This window comes from Streptomyces puniciscabiei, from assembly GCF_006715785.1.
GTDB classification, from domain to species: Bacteria; Actinomycetota; Actinomycetes; order Streptomycetales; family Streptomycetaceae; genus Streptomyces; species Streptomyces puniciscabiei.
Genome location: NZ_VFNX01000001.1, coordinates 571,532 through 588,275, shown reverse-complemented (window position 1 = coordinate 588,275; position 16,744 = coordinate 571,532). Strand labels below are relative to the sequence as shown.

Here is a 16,744-nt window from a genome sequence, read left to right as displayed (position 1 = left end):
CGCGCAATCACGGGCCTGCCCATCCAGTGCGATACCCCACGTCAACCGGAGGCAGTACCCCATGCGTGAGTCACACCCGACCGGGCGGAGACGGAGTCTGCGAAGACTCGTCGCCGTCGCCTTCCCCGCCCTCGCCCTCACCGTCGCCGGATTCACCGCCGCACCGACGGCCGGCGCCCAGCCTGCCGCGACCCACCCGCAGACCTCCAAGGTCACGCAGAACAACAAGGCACTGACCGCCCCCGAGCGGCAGACCTACCACTCGACCGGCAAGGCCGGCCAGAAGGTGCCGACCCAGCACCTGTGCGCCACCGCCGAGCCGGGTCATGCGTCCTGTTTCGCCCAGCGCCGTACCGACATCAAGCAGCGGCTCGCCTCGGCGGTTGCCGCTGCCGCGCCTTCCGGCCTTTCCCCGGCCAACCTGCACAGCGCCTACAACCTGCCCACGGCGGCCGGTTCGGGCATGACGGTCGGCATCGTGGACGCCTACAACGACCCCAACGCCGAGTCGGACCTGGGCACCTACCGCTCCACGTACGGCCTGTCGTCCTGCACCAAGGCCAACGGCTGCTTCAAGCAGGTCAGCCAGACCGGCTCCACCACCCAGCTGCCGACCAACGACACCGGCTGGGCCGGTGAAGAGATGCTCGACATCGACATGGTCAGCGCGGTCTGCCCGAACTGCAGCATCATCCTGGTCGAGGCCAACTCCGCGAGCATGGCCGACCTCGGCGCCGCCGAGAACGAGGCCGTCTCGCTCGGCGCCAAGTTCATCTCCAACAGCTGGGGCGGCTCCGAGTCCTCCTCGCAGACCAGCGACGACACCTCGTACTTCAAGCACCCGGGCGTCGCGATCACCGTCTCCTCGGGTGACTCCGCCTACGGCGCCGAGTACCCGGCCACCTCCCAGTACGTGACGGCCGTCGGCGGCACCGCGCTCACCACCGCCTCCAACTCCCGCGGCTGGAGCGAGTCGGTGTGGCACACCAACTCCACGGAGGGCACCGGCTCCGGCTGTTCGGCGTACGACCCGAAGCCGAGCTGGCAGACCGACACCGGCTGCTCCAAGCGCATGGAGGCCGACGTCTCCGCGGTCGCCGACCCGGCCACCGGCGTGGCGGTCTACGACACCTACGGCGGCTCCGGCTGGGCGGTCTACGGCGGCACCAGCGCCAGCTCGCCGATCATCGCGAGCGTCTACGCCCTCGCGGGCACCCCGGGCGCGAGCGACTACCCGGCGAAGTACCCGTACAGCCACACGGGCAACCTGTACGACGTGACCAGCGGCAACAACGGCAGCTGCTCCCCGTCGTACTTCTGCACCGCGGGCACCGGCTACGACGGCCCGACCGGCTGGGGTACCCCGAACGGCACCGCCGCCTTCACCTCCGGCTCCACCGGTGGCAACACCGTGACCGTCACCAACCCCGGCAGCCAGTCCACCACCACCGGAAGCTCGGTCAGCCTGCAGATCAAGGCCACCGACAGCGGCGGCGCCTCCCTCACCTACAGCGCGAGCGGCCTGCCGACCGGGCTGTCCATCAACAGCTCCACCGGCCTGATCTCCGGTACGGCGTCCACCGCCGGCACCTACCAGGTCACGGTCACCGCGAAGGACTCCACCGGCGCCTCCGGCTCGACGTCCTTCACGTGGACCGTCGGTTCCGGTGGTGGCGGGTGCTCCTCCTCGCAGCTGCTGGCCAACCCGGGCTTCGAGTCGGGCAGCACCGGCTGGAGCGCCACGAGCGGGGTCATCACCAACGACTCCGGTGAGGCGGCGCACGGTGGCTCGTACTACGCCTGGCTGGACGGCTACGGCTCCAGCCACACCGACACGCTGTCCCAGTCGGTGACGATCCCGGCCGGCTGCAAGGCCACGCTCACCTTCTACCTGCACATCGACACCGCCGAGACCACCACCAGCACCCAGTACGACAAGCTGACGGTGACCGCCGGTTCGACCACCCTGGCGACGTACTCGAACCTCAACCACAACTCCGGGTACGCGCAGAAGACCTTCGACCTGTCCTCGCTGGCGGGCCAGACGGTCACCCTGAAGTTCAACGGCGTGGAGGACTCCTCGCTGCAGACCAGCTTCGTCGTGGACGACACCGCCCTGACGACCAGCTGACCGGTATGAACTGAGCATTCGATCCCGCACGCGGAAGCCGTCCGCGTGCGGGATGCGCCGTACCCACCGGCTCGTTGCAGAACGCCACGAGCCGGTGCCGCCGCCCGCCCCCGTTCAGAGCGGCGGAAGGCGCGTTCGGAGCCGGCACAGATCCGGGCTGCGTCGCCGGCGCGCCCGTTGTGAGCCCCTGGCGTGCCGGGTCACCAGCTGCTGTTGGTCACGCCAGGGAGCTCGCCCGCGTGGGCCATCTCGCGAACCCGGATACGGGAAAGACCGAAGGCGCGCAGGTAGCCGCGGGGGCGGCCGTCCACGCAGTCGCGGTTGCGCAGGCGTGTGGCGCTGGCGTCGCGGGGCTGTCGGCGTAGTTCCCGCTGGGCGGCGGCGCGGTCCTCATCGGAGCTTGCAGGGAAAGCGATGATCGCCTTCAGCGCGGCGCGGCGCGCGGCGTAGCGCGCCACGACGAGGCGCCGCTGTTCATTCTTCGCGATCTTGCTCTTCTTCGCCATCAGACCTTCCCTCCCCGGGCGCGGATGCGGGCCACCGCGGCCTCGATGCCGATCGTGTCGACCGTCTTGATGCCCTTGGCCGAGAGCGCGAGCCGGACGTGCCGGCCTTCACTCGGCAGCCAGTAGCGCTTGCTCTGGACGTTGGGGTCGAAACGGCGCTTGCTGCGCCGGTGCGAGCGGGAGATGTGATGGCCGAAGCCGGGCTGTCGGCCGGTGAGTTGGCAGTGGGCGGACATGGCTGTTCCTCCTTGGGGTGGATGCAGCAACACTAGCGCCAGATGAAAATGAAAACCAATCTCTTGTATGGTGCTGTCCATGGCCCGCAACGAACTGCGTCCGATCATCAAGCTGAGGTCCACCGCCGGCACCGGCTACACCTACGTGACCCGCAAGAACCGCCGTAACAACCCCGACCGGCTCACCCTGCGCAAGTACGACCCGGTCGCAGGCCGCCACGTCGACTTCCGTGAGGAGCGCTGAGAGCCGTGAAGCCCGGAATCCACCCCCAGTACCGCCCGGTCGTCTTCCGTGACCGGGCCGCCGACTACGCCTTCCTCACCAGGTCCACGGCCACGAGCGACAAGACCATCGAATGGGAGGACGGCAACACCTACCCGGTCATCGACGTCGAGATCTCCTCGGCGAGCCACCCCTTCTACACCGGCACCCAGCGGGTCCTGGACACCGCGGGGCGGGTCGAGCGCTTCGAGCGGCGCTACGGACGCGGACGGAGCGAGCGGTGAGCGGGGAGGAGGTGCGGCTGCCGGTGGCGATCGTCGGCGGGTTGCACTCCGACGCCCGCCGGGCCGCCGTAGAGCAGATCCTGCGTACGGTCCCCGGCTCGGTCGCGCTGCACCACGATCTGACGTCCGCCGTGGACAGCGCGGTGCACCGGACGGTGCGCGACGCCGACGGCCTGCTGGGCAGCGGCGACGCGCCCCTGGTGAACGACTGCGCGTGCTGCGCACTGCGCGAGGATCTCGTCCCCGAACTGCTGCGGCTCGCAGCGGAGGGAACGTACCGGCTGGCCGTCGTGGAACTGTGGGACTCCGTCGAGCCCCAGGCCATGGCCGGAGTCATCGCCGCCGCGGGCGCACCGCTGGCCCTGACCGGGGTCGCCACCGCGGTCGATCCGGCACTCGTGCTGCCGTACCTGGCCAACGGCGACGACCTGGCCGACGTCGGCCTCGCCGCCGCGCCGACCGACCAGCGCACGGTCGCCGACACCTTCGCCCGGCAGTTGGAGTACCCCACGGTGATCGCCCTCGGCGACGGCGATTCCTGCGACGAGGTCGCCGACGACACCGACCACGCGCTGCTCGCCCAGCTCACACCAGGCGCACGAAGCGTACGGGTGGAGAGCGACGGTGCCCTGGGGGCGGCGCTGTTGGCAGGCTTCGACGTGGCGGCGGCCGCCGCCCGTGTGCATCCCGCGTGCGCGCTGCTGCCGCAGTCGTGCGACGAGCACGGCGTGAGCACCTTCGTCTGGCGGCGCGAACGGCCCTTCCATCCGCAGCGCCTGTACGCGGCGCTTGAGGACCTGACCTGCGCCGCCGCGCGCAGCCGGGGGCGGTTCTGGCTGGCGGACCGCCCCGACACACTGCTGTCCTGGGACGCCGCCGGCGGCGCGCTGTGCGTGGAGTCGGCCGGGCCCTGGCTGGCAGCTCTGCCCGACGCCGCCTGGGAGATGGTGCCCGCCGAGCGCCGCCTCGCCGCCTCCGTGGACTGGCACCCGGAACACGGCGACCGCTGCCAGTACCTCACCTTCACCTCGCCCGGCCTGGACCGCGACGGCCTGTCGGCCCTGCTCGACTCCTGCCTGCTCACCGACGACGAGTACGCGGCCGGCAGGGACCGCTGGAAGCAACTCCCGCACGTCTTCGACGACTTGCTCGACCCCGTGACCTGAAAGAGAGGACCGACCTCACCATGACCCGACGCACGAGCATCCGGCGCCAGACAGCCAAGCGTCAGCGCACCAACCCGCTGGACGCCGCCGGAATCACCTACATCGACTACAAGGACACCGACTTGCTGCGGAAGTTCATCTCCGACCGCGGAAAGATCCGCAGCCGTCGGGTGACCCACGTGACGCGTCAGCAGCAGCGGCAGATAGCACAGGCCATCAAGAACGCACGCGAGATGGCGCTCCTGCCCTACGGCTCCCGATAGGGCGATGGGCGCCGCACCTTCCGTCACGCCCTGTACCGGTAGCGGATCCGGCCGCGGGTGAGGTCGTAGGGGCTGAGTTCCACGAGCACGCGGTCGCAGCGGGCCCTCCTCCGCCTCGCCGGCGGGCACGATCGTCACGCCGGACGGGGGCCGTACCGAGCCGAGCCCGGTGACCTGCGGGTCGGTGGGCACGAGATAGCCCAATTCGCGGCGTGCGGCGGCGAAGCCGGCCTGCTCCCAGGCGGACCCTGAGTCGTGGTCGGTCTCGTCGACGACGGTGTACAGCGGTGTCGGCAGGTCCGCCGGCATCGCGTCGGCGATGCGGTCGAAGACCGCGCCGTGCCACGCGTCGATGCTGACGAGAGCCGCCCGTCGGGCCGACGCGAAGCGGCGCCGCGGCCGACCGTCAGGTCGTCCTCCACAGCGTGCCACTGCGTGTCCGAGACCCGCGTGACCACAACCGGATGGTTGTCCGTGCCCGGAGCGGAATGCACATACCGGGCCGGGCGGTGCCGTGGCTGTGTTCGCCGCCCGGCCCGGGGTCCTCAGGGGCCCGCCACGAGTTCGGGATGCTCATGCTCGCAGGTGCCGTCGATGCCGTAGGTGTCCCAGGCGGGGAACGGGTCCGTGGGCGGCAGGCTCTCCTCGTCGGCCATGAGGCAGTCGGTCAGTGCCGCGTGCAGCGCACCCGCGTGCAGGTGCGTGCCGATGAAGACCAGTTCCTGGCACTCGGGGCTCTCGGTGTCGCGTGCGGCGGACGGCTCGAAGCGTGCGACGGATCCGGCCTGTGACCACAGGCCCGTCACGTGCGGGCGGCTGGCGAGGGTGAAGAAGCCCTTGGAGCGCAGGATCTGTCCGTACGCGCCGCTGTCGAGTTCCTCGGTCACGAACGTCCACAACCGACCCGGATGGAAGGGCAGTTCGGAGCGGAAGACGGTGGAGGAGATGCCGTACTCCTCCGTCTCGGGTACGTGGTCGCCGTTGAGCTCCATGACCCAGCCGGGGGCCTGTTGGGCGCGTTCCAGGTCGAACAGCCGGGTGCCCAGCACGTCGCCCACCTTCACGCGGCCGTGGACGGCCGGGACGAGACGTGCGGCGGGGTTGAGGCGGTTGAGTGTCGCTCGCAGCCGGTCGGCCGACTCCTTGTCCACGAGGTCGAGCTTGTTCAGGACGATGACGTCGGCGAACTCGATCTGGTCCATCAGCAGGTCGCTGACGGTGCGTTCGTCGTCCTCGTACTGGTCCAGGCCGCGCTCGACGAGTTCGTCGCCGCTTGCCAGCTCGGGCAGGAAGTTCGCGGCGTCCACGACCGTGACCATGGTGTCAAGGCGGGCGAGGTCGCCGAGGGTGGCGCCGTCGTCGCGGGCGAAGGCGAACGTCGCGGCGACCGGCATGGGTTCGGAGATGCCGGACGACTCGATGAGCAGATAGTCGAAGCGGCCCTCTCGGGCCAGCCGGTCGACCTCCACCAGCAGGTCGTCGCGCAGGGTGCAGCAGATACAGCCGTTGGTCATCTCGACCAGGCGTTCCTCGGTGCCTGACAGGGCGGCCTCGCCGCCGCGCACCAGGGCGGCGTCGATGTTGACCTCGCTCATGTCGTTGACGATGACCGCGACGCGCAGTCCCTCGCGGTTGCCGAGGACGTGGTTGAGGAGGGTGGTCTTGCCGGCGCCGAGGAATCCGGACAGGACGGTGACGGGCAGGCGGCCGGAGGGGCCGGACGGCATCATCGCTCAGCCCTCGGGGCGCAGCAGCCCGCGCTCGTACGCCTTCACCAGCCGCTGCGGTACCAGGTATGACACTCCGTCGACGATGACCGGTACGAGCGCCGGCGTGGTCGCCTTCCACTGGGCGCGGCGGTGGCGGGTGTTGCTGCGGGACATCTTCCGCTTGGGAACGGCCATGGGAATCCTCCTGGTTGGGATGGCGAGTACAGGCTACATGAAAATGAACACCATTACGAAGTGGCCCATGGTTCATGCGCACCGCCGTGGTCGCCGTCGCGGGCGACCGGACGTGCGTCGACGCCGACGACAAGGGCTGTCCTGACCGTGAGCGCAGAGACATCCATCTCCCTCGGCCCCGACCCGGCCAGGCGCGGCGCGCTTGCCGCCCGCGAGCACGCGGTGCGTGAGGCCCGCGAGAAGACCGCGTTGCGGATCACCGCGCTGTCGCTCTTCGCGCTCGCCGCCTACGTCACCGTCGATCGGCTCAGGCGAGGCCACGCGCTCCCTGCCCGGGATCGTGCCGGCTGCCCTCTCGCTCGTGGACATGCCGGTCCTGTCGGCGGCCCAGCGTCGCGCCGGTCGGGAACTCGGCTCCGCATCTGCCGTGGCCGCCTCCAAGCAGACACTGCTGCGCACCTATGTGTCGGCGGTGCTGCTGGTGGGCCTGGTCGTCAATGCCGTGTTCGGCCGGTCGTGGACGGATCCGCTCGCGGCCCTGGTCATCGCCGCGGTCGCGGTGAAGGAGGGGCGCGACGCGTGGCGTGGGCAGGGGTGCTGCGCAAGGCCGTCGGCCGCCGGGCAGGACGACGGTCGGCGGGAGGCGGATGCCTGCGGCTGTGCTCCGGGGTGCGACTGCTGCCCTCGACGGTGACCCCTCCGGACAGGCAGTGCCGCCGGAGTTCACCGGCGCTCGTCCGCCGCCGGCCGTCGGCCGCAGTCCGGGCACACCCCGGACAACTCCACCGTGTGCCGGACGTTCGCGAACCCGGAGGTCTGCGCGACGGTGTCGGCCCATTCCTCCACCGGGCCGGAGTCGACGGGTCGGCTCAGGCCGCATTCGGTGCAGATGAGGTAGTGGCGGTGTTCCGGTCCCGGGCGGTAGCGGAAGAGGCGTTCACCGCTGGTGTCGCGCACCATGTCGGCCCGGCCGACGCCGGCCAGGCCGGCCAGCGTGCGGTAGACCGTGGAGAGGCCGACCGGTGAGCCGGCGGCGGCGAGCTGGTTGTGGAGGGCTTGGGCGCCGACGAAGCCGTCGGTGCGGATGAGCGCCTCGACCACGACGGTGCGTTGCTGGGTGAGGCGGCCGATCAGCGTGACGTCGTGCGAGGGTGTGGGGGTGCGCCGGCGGTCGGGTGCCATCGGGTGCCTTCGCTCAGGTGCGGGTGGGGACGGTGGTTCGCGTACGAGGACCGGGGACAGGGCGTCGTATCAGGAAGGTGGCGGTGTACACGGCCGTGGCGGCGGCCATGATGGCGAAGCTCGGCGGCATCTTCGGCACCGCGTAGGAGGCGAAAAGCCCCGCCCACATCTCCAGCACCGCCAGCCCTGCGGAGAGGGCGAGCGCGCGGTAGGGGCGGTCGGTGAGGCGGATCGCGGCGCCGGCGGGGGCTGCGAGCAGGCCGAGCAGGAGCAGGGAGCCGACCGCTTGGGTGGCCTCGGCGGCGCTGATGCCGGCCAGGGCGAGGAAGCCGTAGCCGAGCAGGCGGACCGGTACGCCGCGGGCGGCGGCCACGGCCTCGTCGAGCGTGGCGAACAGCAGCGGCCGGGCGGTGAGGACCACCAGCAGGCCGACCCCGGCTGCCACCAGGGCGGCGACGACCGCGCTGCCGGCGGAGATGCCGAAGATGGAGCCGAACAGGACGCTGATGCCGGCGGTGCCGTTCGTGGTGCTGCGCGAGGTCGTGTAGAGCGTGATGAAGAACGCGCCCAGGCCCAGGATCCAGGAGAAGACGCTCCCGATGACCACGTCGTCGGGTCGCGCCTTGCGGCCGAGGGTGCCGAAGAGCAGCGCCATGGCGATGGTGGCGGCGAACAGCCCGAGGCGAAGGTCGGCGCCGAAGGCGAGGGCGGCCATCGCGCCGGTGAAGGCGACGTGGCTGAGCGCGTCGCCGGTGAAGACCTGCGCCCGCAGCACCAGGAAGTAGCCGACCAGCCCGCAGGCCGCGGCGATGGCGGTACCGGCGAGGAAGGCGTGCAGGAAGAACGGGTGGGACAACGGGGAGGCGGCGAGCAGGACGGTCATGCGACCACCTCCTTGGCCCTGGGTGCGGCCCCGGGTCGGGTGCGAGCGAGTACCTCGCGCAGCGAGCGCCGGCCCAGCGCGAGCAGGTAACCGGCGAAGGCGATGGTCGTCACGAAGAAGCCCAGAGGGTAGGGCCAGTAGTAGGCGGCGGTCAGCCCCAGCCAGGTCGCGGCGAAGGCCAGCAGGACGGCCAGGGCGAGACTCAACGCCGGGCGGGTGGTGAGGACTTGCGCGGTGGCGGCCGGAATCACCATGAGGGCGAAGACCAGGAGGGTCCCGGTGATCTGGCTCGCCTCGGCGGTGGCCGCACCGAGCAGGACGAGAAAGGCCACCGACAGGGCGCGGACCGGCACCCCGCGCCCGCCGGCGACCTGCGGGTCCACGGACGCGAACAGCAGCGGCCGCCCGATCAGCGCCAGCACCGCGAGCACCACCGCACCGACCACCGCCAGCACGGTCACCTGGGAGGAGGTGATTCCCAGGAAGGTGCCGAAGAGAATGGTCTGCGGCCCCTCCAGCAGCCCTCTGTACAGGGCGGTGAACAGGAAGCCGGACGCGAGCAGGAACGCCTGCACCGTCCCGGTCAGCGCCGACTCCTCGTGCTCTCCGCCGCCCCGCAGGGCCGCGATGACCAGTGCGGCGGCCACACACAGAGTGAAGTAGCCGTAGACCGCGCTGAACCCGAGCAGGAGCGCTCCGGCGGCGCCGGGGAAGGCGACCATCGAGACGGTGTGCGCGGCGAACGTCTGCCGCCGCAGCACCACGAACCATCCCACGAGCGCGGAGACCACGGCCACGACCGCGCCGGCGCGGAACGCGTTGACCATGAAGGGGTAGGACCACATGTCCTGGTAGTCGGTCAGGAGGTTCCACGACCAGGTTGGTGCCCCTGTCTCAGCGAGCAGCATGACCGCTCCCCGGGGTGTCGTGCCGGTCGGTGTGCACGGCCGGTGCCTCCGGCTGGCCCACGACGACCAGCCGCCCGTCCGAGGTCTGCAGCACCTCGACCGGTGTGCCGTACAGCCGGGTCAGCGTCTCGGAGGTGATGACCTCGGTCGGTGTGCCTGCGGCGGCGCCGCCCTCGGCCAGGTACACCACCCGGTCCAGGTGGTGGAGTATCGGGTTCACGTCATGGGCGACCATGACCACGGACACGCCCTCCTGGTGACAGATGCGCCCGATCAGCGCGGCGACGGCGCTCTGGTTGGGCAGGTCGAGGCTGTCCAACGGCTCGTCGAGCAGGAGCAGTTCGGGCCTGCGGACCAGTGCCTGGGCGATCAGTAGGCGCTGCTGCTCGCCGCCGGAACACTGCCCGATGGGCCGGTGTGCGTACGCCGACGCCCCGACCAGCTCGATCACCTCGTCCACCCGCGCACGGGCGGACCGCCGACGCGCGCTCGGGAACGGCAGCGGCACCCCCCACCGGTCACCATCCAGGCCCATGCGCACCACATCGACACCGCGGATGCGCAGATCGGCGTCGAAGCTGCGCCGCTGCGGCAGATAGCCGATGCGGTCGTTGGCCTGCCCGGGCCGGGCGCCGAGCACCCGTACGTCTCCGGCCGCCGCGGGCAGGGCACCCAGCAGAACCTTGATCATGGTGGACTTGCCGACGCCGTTGGGGCCGAGTACGGCGGTGAACTCGCCGGCCCCGATGCGAAGGTCCACCCCCGACCACAGCGTCCGGCCGCCGACCCGCACCGCGGCCCCGCGCAGGGCGACCACCGGATCGCTTCCCGCTCCTGCGGCCGTGTCGTGCCCCCCGCTTCGGCGGCCGGGGACGGTGTGACTGCTGGTGTGTGTGACGGCTTCGCGGGCCTTCGCTATCGGGTTCATGGCTTCAGTTCACTTCCCGGTGGCCTTGGCCAGGGCCTGCTCGATGCCCTGCAGCTGGGTGGTCTGCCACTGCTGGAAGGTGGCCCCGGCGGGGGTGAGGGTCTCGGTGACGGTGGCGACCGGGATGCCCTGGGCCTTGGCCTCCTTGACCTGCGCCTGCACGTCCGGCGTGGAGTTCTGGGAGTTGTAGACGTAGACCTTGATCTTCTTGTTCTTGATCTGCTGGTCGATGGCGGCCTTGTCCTTGGCCGTGGGGTCGGAGCCCTCGCTCATCGCGTCCAGGAACGTCTCCGGGGTGAGCATCCTCAGCCCCAGGCCCTCGGCGAGCGGCGTGACGATGGACTCGGAAGCACCGATCGGCGTGCCCGCGTACTTCGCCTTGATGTCGGCGATGAGCTTGTTGTAATCGCCGAGCGTCTTCGTCTCGAAGGTCGTCTTCTGCTGGTCGAAGTAAGCCGCGGCGGCCGGGTCGATCTTCTTGTAGTCCGCGGTGATCTTCTCGATGACCTGGTGGACGTTGTCCGGGGAGTACCAGCGGTGCGGGTTGCCGCCCGGCTTGATGCCGACCAGGTCGCCGACCTTTAGCTGGGTGCGTCCGCTGCCGGGGTTGGCGGCCAGCAGCTTGTCCGCCCAGGCGTCGTAGCCGATGCCGTTGACGATCGTGTACTGGGCGCCGGCCACGGTACGGGCGTCGGCAGCCGTGGGCTCGTAGTCGTGCGGGTCGGCATCCGGGTTGTTGATGATGCTGGTCACCTTCACGTGGCTGCCGCCCAGCTGGGAGGCGATGCTGCCCCAGAAGTTCTCGGCCGCCACCACCTGGATGGTCCTGCCCGACCCACTTTCGCTGCCGGTCGCGGCGGTGTCGGTGGTGTGCGAGGAGGAGGTCGAGCAGGCCGTCGCCGTCACGGCGGTCAGGGCGGCCGTCGCGGTGACCAGTGCGATCCTCGCGGTCGGCCGGGCGGAACGGGAGGCGGGGGCGGTGGACATGCGGGAGCTCCTTCGGGCGATGCCGGGCGCGCGGCGGACACGCGCCGACCGTGTGGCGACACCTGCGACGCTAGATGGAAATGATTTTCAGATCAATCCCAGATGAAAACCGTTGCCATCTTTTGACCGGGTGTACGACTGCTCGGGGGATGCGCAGGTGGGGGCGCGGTTGGATGCCGCGGGGGCAAGCGCGGGCGGCCGTCGCTCACGAGGACCGGGTGTCCTGGTGGGCGACGGCCGCCGAGGGGGCGAAGTGGCCGGCCTGATTGCCGAACGCCGGTTCGGGCAGTCGGCGTTGTGACCGGCAGTGGTTCAGCAGTCGCGGAACTCCGGCGACTGGTTGAGGATCTGCGCCCGGAGCGAGGTGAAGCGGGCGTGGGTCTCGCCGCCGCGTGCCTCGGGTCGGAACGCCGCGACACGGTGGCAGTTCTGGAAGGCGAGGGCGATGCCGAAATGGCGTTCCAGGCTGCCCCGGATCGCGTCACTGGACAGGGCGCGCAGCAGCTGGCCGCGCTCCTTCTCGGAGGGCGGCGGGGTCTGGTTGTCGGCGAACTCCGACGTACCGGACCGCAGTTCCTCGGCGAGGCGGGCGATGAGGTCGTAGGCGTACGGCAGGGAGGTGCGCACCGTTTCCACGAAGTCCTGCTCCCGCACCTCGCCGTTCTCGGCTTCGGCGAGCAGCTGCGGGGAGACGTCGAGTGACATGAAGGGCTGTCCTGTTCTGTGGTTCTCTTGGCGGAGGGGATGGGGTCAGGCGAAGACGGTCAGGGCCGCGGGGCCGTGCTGGAAGTCAGGGTCGACCTGGGCGGCGAGGTCCTGGCCGGTGGCCTCGTTGGCCCAGGCGGCGGCGTTGCGCAGGTGGAACTCCACGGCGTGCCTCTGGAAGGCCGCCCAGTCCTTGGGGCGGGCGTCCACGGCCGCGCGCAGCAAGTCCAGGGTGCGGGTGTTGTGCGGCTCCAACTCGCCGTGCCCGTGGCCCTGTTCCTGGGCACGTACATAGGAGGACTGCGCGAAGTGCGCGAGCAGATCGTCGCCGACGCGCTCCTTGAGGAAGAGCAGGTCGTCCTCGCCGGTGACCTTGTTGCCGACGACGGCGACCGGGACGCCGAACTCGGCGGCGTGCTCGCGGTACTGGCGGTACACGGAGAGGCTCTTGCGGGTCGGTTCGACGACCAGGAACGTCATGTCGAAGCGGGTGAACAGGCCGGAGGCGAAGGCGTCGGCGCCGGCGGTCATGTCGACGACGACGTACTCGCCGGGGCCGTCCACGAGGTGGTTGAGGTACAGCTCGACCGCGCCGAGCTTGGAGTGATAGCAGGCCACTCCCAGGTCGCTCTCCGCGAAGGCGCCGGTGACCATGAGCGGTACGCCGCCGACCTCCTGGACGTGATGGCTGTGCACCTCGTCGTCGCCGAGCAGCCGCAGCAGCCGGGACCCGCGTCCGGGCGGGGTCGTCTTCACCATGGCTTCGACGGAAGGGATATGCGGATTCGTGCCCCGCAGGTACTCCTTGATCTCACCGGTGCGCACGCTGAGCGGCGGCGCGGCGAAGACCTCGTCCTCGTCGAGGCCGAGGGCGTACGCCAGGTGCTGGTTGATGTCGCCGTCGATCGCGACGACCGGCGCGCCCGAGTGCGCCAGGTGACGGGAGAAGAGGGCCGACAGGGTCGTCTTGCCGCTGCCGCCCTTGCCGACGAAGGCAACGCGCATGGCTAGTCGCCCCCTCTATTGAAAATGGATGTCATAAGCATAGGCTGGAGGTGTGGCCGGGTGCTGTCAAATCGCCAGGGCTTCAACTTGCCGACGGCCATGGCCTGTTGGGCGCCGCGACGGCAATCGGGGGATCACTTTCACCCACACGGAGGAGACTCAGAGATGAGCGATACCGCAGGCGGCCGTCAGAGCCGCCCTTTCACCCTCGTGGTCTGCGGCTCATGCCGTGCCGCCGCGAGCGGGCGGGTGATGGACGCCCTGCGCCGTGCGGTCCGGGAGTGCCCGCACGGCGTGATGGTCTCCACCGGTTGTCTCGCGAGGGTGCTGCACTGCCGCAGGCGCCGCGGGCTGCACGCGGCCGTGCAGCCGTGCGGGGCCGACCGCAGGCCGAGTGGTGTCGCCGTACTCCTCGGTCCGCTGGTGACGGAAGCCGACGCCGAGGTGGTGGGGGCCTGGCTACGGGCCGGAATGCCCGACGACGGCACGCTGCCCGACCGGCTGCGCACGGCCCCGGCGCCGCAGCAGGTGGCACACCTCAACTGACGCACCCCTCATGGATGCTGTGCGTCAGCCGAGGTCGCGTACGCCGAGGCGCAGGTGCTCGATGTGGTGGACGGCCTGGTCGAGGAGTTGGGCGACGTGGTCGTCGTAGAGGCTGTAGACGATGCGACGGCCGTCGCGGCGGCCGGTGACCAGGCCGAGGGCGCGCAGCAGGCGCAGTTGGTGGGAGACGGCGGACTGTTCCATGCCGATGGCGGCGGCGAGTTCGCCGACGGGGTACGGGCGTTGCCGCAGGGTGGTGAGGATCAGCAGGCGGGACGGTGTGGCGAGGGCCTGGAGTGTCGTGGCGACGGAGGCGGCGGTGGCTTCGTCGAGCCGGGCGGCCGCGAGGACGTCGCGGCCGCCGGCGTCGAGGTCATCGGCGTGCACGGGCGCGGGCCTCGCGCGGTGGGCGGATGAACTGCAGGGCCAGGGTGGCGGGCGGTTCGGCGATGCCGGGTCCGCCCTGGGCTGCCCAGCGCAGCAGGTCGTCGGTGCTGTCGTCGTCCATGACGGAGCCGACCCAGACGGCGCGGCCTCCGGCCCGGCGTCCGGCGGTGGAGGGCTGGACGACGATGACGTTGGCCTGGTCGCAGGGGCCGAGGCAGTCCGTCGTACGGACCTGGAAGCCGTGTTCCGCCGCGCCGGCGCGCAGTCGGTCCAGTTGCCAGGCGTGGTCGGTGCCGATGGGGGTCCCCCCGGTCGAGCGAAGCCGAGACTGGGGGAGCTTGCGCGGGTTGCCGCAGCAGCAGCCCCGGCACACGACGAGCGTGCAGGGGCGGGGAGCGGCCGCCCGGATCACGGAGCGGTTCACAGCGCGGTCCGGGACGGCACGCCGTACGTCCGGATCCGGCCGTCCCGCCACGCGACGGCCAGCAGGTAGGGACCTGTCCAGGCCAGTGCGGCGACCGCCGCGCCCGTGCCGTCCAGTTCGCGCACGGGCCGCAGGCGCGCCTGGGGCCGCCCGGCCGTGGCGTGCCACAGGGCTACGGTGCCGTCGGCGCCGCCGCTGGCCAGATGCCCGGCCGCGCCCGGCCGCCAGGCCAGCGCGGTCACCGTCTCGTGGCAGCGCAGCGAGCGCGGTGCGGTGCCCTCCAGGCCCTTGCCGGAGAAGTCCCACACGGTCACGTCGGGTGCGCCGTCGGCGGCCAGCCAGAAGCCGGTGTCGTCGAAGGCGAGCCGGGAGACCTTCTCCGGGTAGCCGGACATGGTCAGCTCGCCGCCGTCGCGGGCGCGCCAGATGTGGATGGAGGCGTCCTGGTTGCCGCTGCAGATCCACCTCCCGGTGGGCGCGACGGCGAGTGCGAGGTGGGAACCCACGTAGGGGTAGGTGGCGACCGGTTTCTCGGTGTGCCGCTCGTGGCAGCGCACGGCCCCGTACGCGGCCACGGCCAGGCGCCGCCCCTGCCGCATCCAGGCGAGGTCGGTGACGGTGGACGCGGCGGGCTCCGTGCGCCACAACTCGCCGCCGTCCGCGCCGAGTACGAGTGCGCGGCGGCCGGAGGCGACCGCGACCCGGGTGCCGTCGGCCCAGGCGGCGGCCGCCGACCAGGCGCCGGACTCCCGCACCGTCGTACGGCCGTCCGAGCGGCGCCAGAGTGCGTACCCCAGGGGGCCGGTCGCCACCACGTGCCCGGCATCCGGGGAGAGCACGACCGCGAGTGCGCCCCCGGGAACCTCGAACGCCCCGATCTCGGCGCCCATCGCCGCGTCGAGAACCTTCACCGTCCCCTCGGCCCCGGCGACGGCGACCAGATCGCCCCGCGCGCTGAGAGCGACGGGTGCGTCGTCGACGCCGGCCTCCCAGGCGAGCGGGGACTGCACCGTCGTACTCACGCGACTGCCCCCGCCGTGGCCAGGCAGTCCGCGAAACCGCGTTCGAGGGCCTCGCGGTCGAGGTTGCGGCCGATGAACACCAGCTTGTTCGTGCGGGGTTCGCCCTCGTGCCAGTCGCGTCCGAAGGTGCCGTCCAGCAGCATGTGCACGCCTTGGAAGACGTACTGCTTGGGCGCTCCGGCGATGGCGAGGATGCCCTTGGAGCGGAACAGGTCGACGCCCTTGGTGCGCAGCAACTGACCGAGCCAGGCGTTGAGCCGGTCCTCGTCCAGCTCCCCGCTCAGCTCGATGCCGACCGAGGTGACGGTGGTGTCGTGCTGGTGCTCGGTCTCGGTGAGGAAGGCGGGGTCGTCGGCGAGCACCCGCTCGAGGTCGAACGCGCCCACGTCCAGCACTTCGTGGAGATTGATGCGCGCGTGCTGTGCGGGGATGATCCGCACTCCGCCGTTGATGGCCCGGATGCGGCGTACGACCTGTCCGATGGTCTCCTCCCCGGCCAGGTCGGTCTTGTTGAGGACGACGCGGTCGGCGAAGGCGATCTGCTCGACGGCCTCGTTCTCCACGCCCTCCGGCTTGACCTCGTCCAGGTGCTGGAGCACGTGGGCGGCGTCGACGAGGGTGACGATCGCGTCCAGCCGCAACTGGGAGGCGATCTCGTCGTCCATGAAGAAGGTCTGCGCGACGGGCGCGGGATCGGCGAGGCCGGTGGTCTCGATCAGGATGTGGTCGAACTTCTCGCGGCGCCGCATCAGCGCGCCCAGGATGCGGATCAGGTCTCCGCGCACGGTGCAGCAGATGCAGCCGTTGTTCATCTCGAAGATCTCTTCCTCGGCGTCGAGGACGAGGGCGTCGTCGATGCCGACCTCGCCGAACTCGTTCTCGATGACCGCGATCCTCATGCCGTGGTTCTCGGTGAGGATGCGGTTGAGGAGGGTGGTCTTGCCGGAGCCGAGGAAGCCGGTCAGGACGGTGACGGGGACCCTTCCCCAGACTTCGTCCGGGGGTGCCCCCACGTCGCGCGGCCCTTCGGTTACGGAGGTGGTCAAGTCGGTCT

Annotated in this window: 21 protein-coding genes and 3 pseudogenes; 7 read left to right on the top strand and 17 right to left on the bottom strand. The window is 70.9% G+C overall.

Annotated features, from left to right (window positions below; genetic code table 11):
- Positions 1-61 precede the first annotated feature (61 nt).
- Complete coding sequence (locus FB563_RS02720) at positions 62-2,131, top strand: putative Ig domain-containing protein (protein ID WP_055709028.1); 2,070 nt, start codon at positions 62-64, stop codon at positions 2,129-2,131.
- Positions 2,132-2,331: 200 nt separating this feature from the next.
- Here the strand turns inward: FB563_RS02720 and rpsN are convergent, their stop codons facing one another.
- The gene (rpsN, locus tag FB563_RS02715; RefSeq protein ID WP_055709029.1) at positions 2,332-2,637 is read right to left on the bottom strand and encodes a 30S ribosomal protein S14; all 306 of its coding nucleotides are present in this window, start codon (positions 2,635-2,637) and stop codon (positions 2,332-2,334) included.
- Positions 2,637-2,873, bottom strand: a complete 237-nt coding sequence (rpmB, locus tag FB563_RS02710) for a 50S ribosomal protein L28 (protein ID WP_055709030.1) — start codon at positions 2,871-2,873, stop codon at positions 2,637-2,639. The genes rpsN and rpmB overlap by 1 nt, the downstream gene beginning before the upstream one ends.
- Before the next feature lie 79 nt (positions 2,874-2,952).
- Between rpmB and rpmG the strand changes: the two genes are divergently transcribed.
- From rpmG to rpsR, 4 genes are read left to right on the top strand one after another with little or no spacing between them, the layout of a single operon-like run.
- The gene (gene rpmG / locus FB563_RS02705) at positions 2,953-3,117 is read left to right on the top strand and encodes a 50S ribosomal protein L33 (RefSeq protein WP_014150502.1); all 165 of its coding nucleotides are present in this window, start codon (positions 2,953-2,955) and stop codon (positions 3,115-3,117) included.
- 5 nt (positions 3,118-3,122) lie between these two features.
- Positions 3,123-3,380 (top strand): type B 50S ribosomal protein L31, encoded by a 258-nt coding sequence (locus FB563_RS02700; protein ID WP_055709031.1) that lies wholly within the window; start codon positions 3,123-3,125, stop codon positions 3,378-3,380.
- Positions 3,377-4,546: a CobW family GTP-binding protein gene (locus FB563_RS02695; protein ID WP_055709032.1), complete on the top strand. Its 1,170-nt coding sequence runs from the start codon at positions 3,377-3,379 to the stop codon at positions 4,544-4,546. The genes FB563_RS02700 and FB563_RS02695 overlap by 4 nt, the downstream gene beginning before the upstream one ends.
- 20 nt (positions 4,547-4,566) lie before the next feature.
- On the top strand, positions 4,567-4,809 hold the full coding sequence (gene rpsR / locus FB563_RS02690; RefSeq protein ID WP_055709033.1) for a 30S ribosomal protein S18: 243 nt from the start codon (positions 4,567-4,569) through the stop codon (positions 4,807-4,809).
- Positions 4,810-4,832: 23 nt separating this feature from the next.
- Here the strand turns inward: rpsR and FB563_RS43855 are convergent.
- The 4 genes and pseudogenes from FB563_RS43855 to rpmF all read right to left on the bottom strand — a co-directional run.
- Positions 4,833-4,904, bottom strand: a pseudogene (locus FB563_RS43855) (translation initiation factor IF-1); the annotation flags it as partial.
- A pseudogene (locus FB563_RS43850) lies at positions 4,903-5,303 on the bottom strand (GNAT family N-acetyltransferase); the annotation flags it as partial. The pseudogenes FB563_RS43850 and FB563_RS43855, both read right to left, overlap by 2 nt.
- Positions 5,304-5,354: 51 nt before the next feature.
- Complete coding sequence (locus tag FB563_RS02675; protein WP_055709051.1) at positions 5,355-6,536, bottom strand: GTP-binding protein; 1,182 nt, start codon at positions 6,534-6,536, stop codon at positions 5,355-5,357.
- Between the two features lie 6 nt (positions 6,537-6,542).
- The gene (gene rpmF, locus FB563_RS02670; protein ID WP_055709034.1) at positions 6,543-6,713 is read right to left on the bottom strand and encodes a 50S ribosomal protein L32; all 171 of its coding nucleotides are present in this window, start codon (positions 6,711-6,713) and stop codon (positions 6,543-6,545) included.
- 204 nt (positions 6,714-6,917) lie between these two features.
- Between rpmF and FB563_RS02665 the strand changes: the two are divergent.
- Positions 6,918-7,407 (top strand): annotated as a pseudogene (locus FB563_RS02665) (cation efflux transmembrane domain-containing protein); the annotation flags it as partial.
- A gap of 29 nt (positions 7,408-7,436) precedes the next feature.
- On the opposite strand, the gene FB563_RS02660 reads toward FB563_RS02665, so the two are convergent.
- From FB563_RS02660 to FB563_RS02630, 7 genes are all read right to left on the bottom strand, one after another.
- Positions 7,437-7,895 carry a Fur family transcriptional regulator gene (locus FB563_RS02660; RefSeq protein ID WP_055709035.1) on the bottom strand — a complete coding sequence of 153 codons (459 nt, stop codon included), beginning with the start codon at positions 7,893-7,895 and terminating at the stop codon, positions 7,437-7,439.
- Positions 7,896-7,908: 13 nt separating this feature from the next.
- Positions 7,909-8,778, bottom strand: a complete 870-nt coding sequence (locus FB563_RS02655) for a metal ABC transporter permease (protein WP_055709036.1) — start codon at positions 8,776-8,778, stop codon at positions 7,909-7,911.
- Complete coding sequence (locus tag FB563_RS02650; protein ID WP_055709037.1) at positions 8,775-9,686, bottom strand: metal ABC transporter permease; 912 nt, start codon at positions 9,684-9,686, stop codon at positions 8,775-8,777. Before FB563_RS02650 ends, FB563_RS02655 begins: the two co-directional genes overlap by 4 nt.
- Positions 9,673-10,614, bottom strand: a complete 942-nt coding sequence (locus FB563_RS02645; RefSeq protein ID WP_055709038.1) for a metal ABC transporter ATP-binding protein — start codon at positions 10,612-10,614, stop codon at positions 9,673-9,675. The genes FB563_RS02650 and FB563_RS02645 overlap by 14 nt, the downstream gene beginning before the upstream one ends.
- A gap of 9 nt (positions 10,615-10,623) precedes the next feature.
- Positions 10,624-11,601 (bottom strand): metal ABC transporter solute-binding protein, Zn/Mn family, encoded by a 978-nt coding sequence (locus tag FB563_RS02640; protein ID WP_055709039.1) that lies wholly within the window; start codon positions 11,599-11,601, stop codon positions 10,624-10,626.
- Between the two features lie 312 nt (positions 11,602-11,913).
- Positions 11,914-12,306, bottom strand: coding sequence for an SCO5389 family protein (locus FB563_RS02635; RefSeq protein ID WP_055709040.1), 393 nt, complete (start codon positions 12,304-12,306; stop codon positions 11,914-11,916).
- Positions 12,307-12,351: 45 nt separating this feature from the next.
- Positions 12,352-13,311, bottom strand: coding sequence for an ATP-binding protein (locus FB563_RS02630; RefSeq protein ID WP_055709041.1), 960 nt, complete (start codon positions 13,309-13,311; stop codon positions 12,352-12,354).
- A 165-nt stretch (positions 13,312-13,476) separates the two neighbouring features.
- On the opposite strand from FB563_RS02630, the gene FB563_RS02625 reads away from it, so the two are divergent.
- A complete protein-coding gene (locus tag FB563_RS02625; RefSeq protein WP_055709042.1) occupies positions 13,477-13,857 on the top strand; it encodes a hypothetical protein in 381 nt (126 codons plus the stop codon).
- Between the two features lie 24 nt (positions 13,858-13,881).
- On the opposite strand, the gene FB563_RS02620 is transcribed toward FB563_RS02625, so the two are convergent.
- From FB563_RS02620 to FB563_RS02605, 4 genes are read right to left on the bottom strand one after another with little or no spacing between them, the layout of a single operon-like run.
- The gene (locus tag FB563_RS02620) at positions 13,882-14,244 is read right to left on the bottom strand and encodes an ArsR/SmtB family transcription factor (RefSeq protein ID WP_055709043.1); all 363 of its coding nucleotides are present in this window, start codon (positions 14,242-14,244) and stop codon (positions 13,882-13,884) included.
- A complete protein-coding gene (locus FB563_RS02615; protein WP_234357944.1) occupies positions 14,231-14,668 on the bottom strand; it encodes a (2Fe-2S) ferredoxin domain-containing protein in 438 nt (145 codons plus the stop codon). The genes FB563_RS02620 and FB563_RS02615 overlap by 14 nt, the downstream gene beginning before the upstream one ends.
- Positions 14,665-15,690, bottom strand: coding sequence for a WD40 repeat domain-containing protein (locus FB563_RS02610; protein WP_055709044.1), 1,026 nt, complete (start codon positions 15,688-15,690; stop codon positions 14,665-14,667). The genes FB563_RS02615 and FB563_RS02610 overlap by 4 nt, the downstream gene beginning before the upstream one ends.
- Positions 15,687-16,736, bottom strand: coding sequence for a CobW family GTP-binding protein (locus tag FB563_RS02605; RefSeq protein WP_234357945.1), 1,050 nt, complete (start codon positions 16,734-16,736; stop codon positions 15,687-15,689). Before FB563_RS02605 ends, FB563_RS02610 begins: the two co-directional genes overlap by 4 nt.
- Between the last annotated feature and the right edge of the window lie 8 nt (positions 16,737-16,744).

Excerpts from the sequence above, each read along its gene's own strand:
- FB563_RS02630 (WP_055709041.1), bottom strand. The coding sequence starts at position 13,311 with ATGCGCGTTGCCTTCGTCGGCAAGGGCGGCAGCGGCAAGACGACCCTG.
- FB563_RS02635 (WP_055709040.1), bottom strand. The coding sequence starts at position 12,306 with ATGTCACTCGACGTCTCCCCGCAGCTGCTCGCCGAAGCCGAGAACGGC.
- rpsR (WP_055709033.1), top strand. The coding sequence starts at position 4,567 with ATGACCCGACGCACGAGCATCCGGCGCCAGACAGCCAAGCGTCAGCGC.
- rpmB (WP_055709030.1), bottom strand. The coding sequence starts at position 2,873 with ATGTCCGCCCACTGCCAACTCACCGGCCGACAGCCCGGCTTCGGCCAT.
- rpmF (WP_055709034.1), bottom strand. The coding sequence starts at position 6,713 with ATGGCCGTTCCCAAGCGGAAGATGTCCCGCAGCAACACCCGCCACCGC.
- FB563_RS02655 (WP_055709036.1), bottom strand. The coding sequence starts at position 8,778 with ATGACCGTCCTGCTCGCCGCCTCCCCGTTGTCCCACCCGTTCTTCCTG.
- FB563_RS02660 (WP_055709035.1), bottom strand. The coding sequence starts at position 7,895 with ATGGCACCCGACCGCCGGCGCACCCCCACACCCTCGCACGACGTCACG.
- FB563_RS02645 (WP_055709038.1), bottom strand. The coding sequence starts at position 10,614 with ATGAACCCGATAGCGAAGGCCCGCGAAGCCGTCACACACACCAGCAGT.
- rpsN (WP_055709029.1), bottom strand. The coding sequence starts at position 2,637 with ATGGCGAAGAAGAGCAAGATCGCGAAGAATGAACAGCGGCGCCTCGTC.
- FB563_RS02640 (WP_055709039.1), bottom strand. The coding sequence starts at position 11,601 with ATGTCCACCGCCCCCGCCTCCCGTTCCGCCCGGCCGACCGCGAGGATC.
- FB563_RS02625 (WP_055709042.1), top strand. The coding sequence starts at position 13,477 with ATGAGCGATACCGCAGGCGGCCGTCAGAGCCGCCCTTTCACCCTCGTG.
- FB563_RS02675 (WP_055709051.1), bottom strand. The coding sequence starts at position 6,536 with ATGCCGTCCGGCCCCTCCGGCCGCCTGCCCGTCACCGTCCTGTCCGGA.
- FB563_RS02720 (WP_055709028.1), top strand. The coding sequence starts at position 62 with ATGCGTGAGTCACACCCGACCGGGCGGAGACGGAGTCTGCGAAGACTC.
- rpmG (WP_014150502.1), top strand. The coding sequence starts at position 2,953 with ATGGCCCGCAACGAACTGCGTCCGATCATCAAGCTGAGGTCCACCGCC.
- FB563_RS02650 (WP_055709037.1), bottom strand. The coding sequence starts at position 9,686 with ATGCTGCTCGCTGAGACAGGGGCACCAACCTGGTCGTGGAACCTCCTG.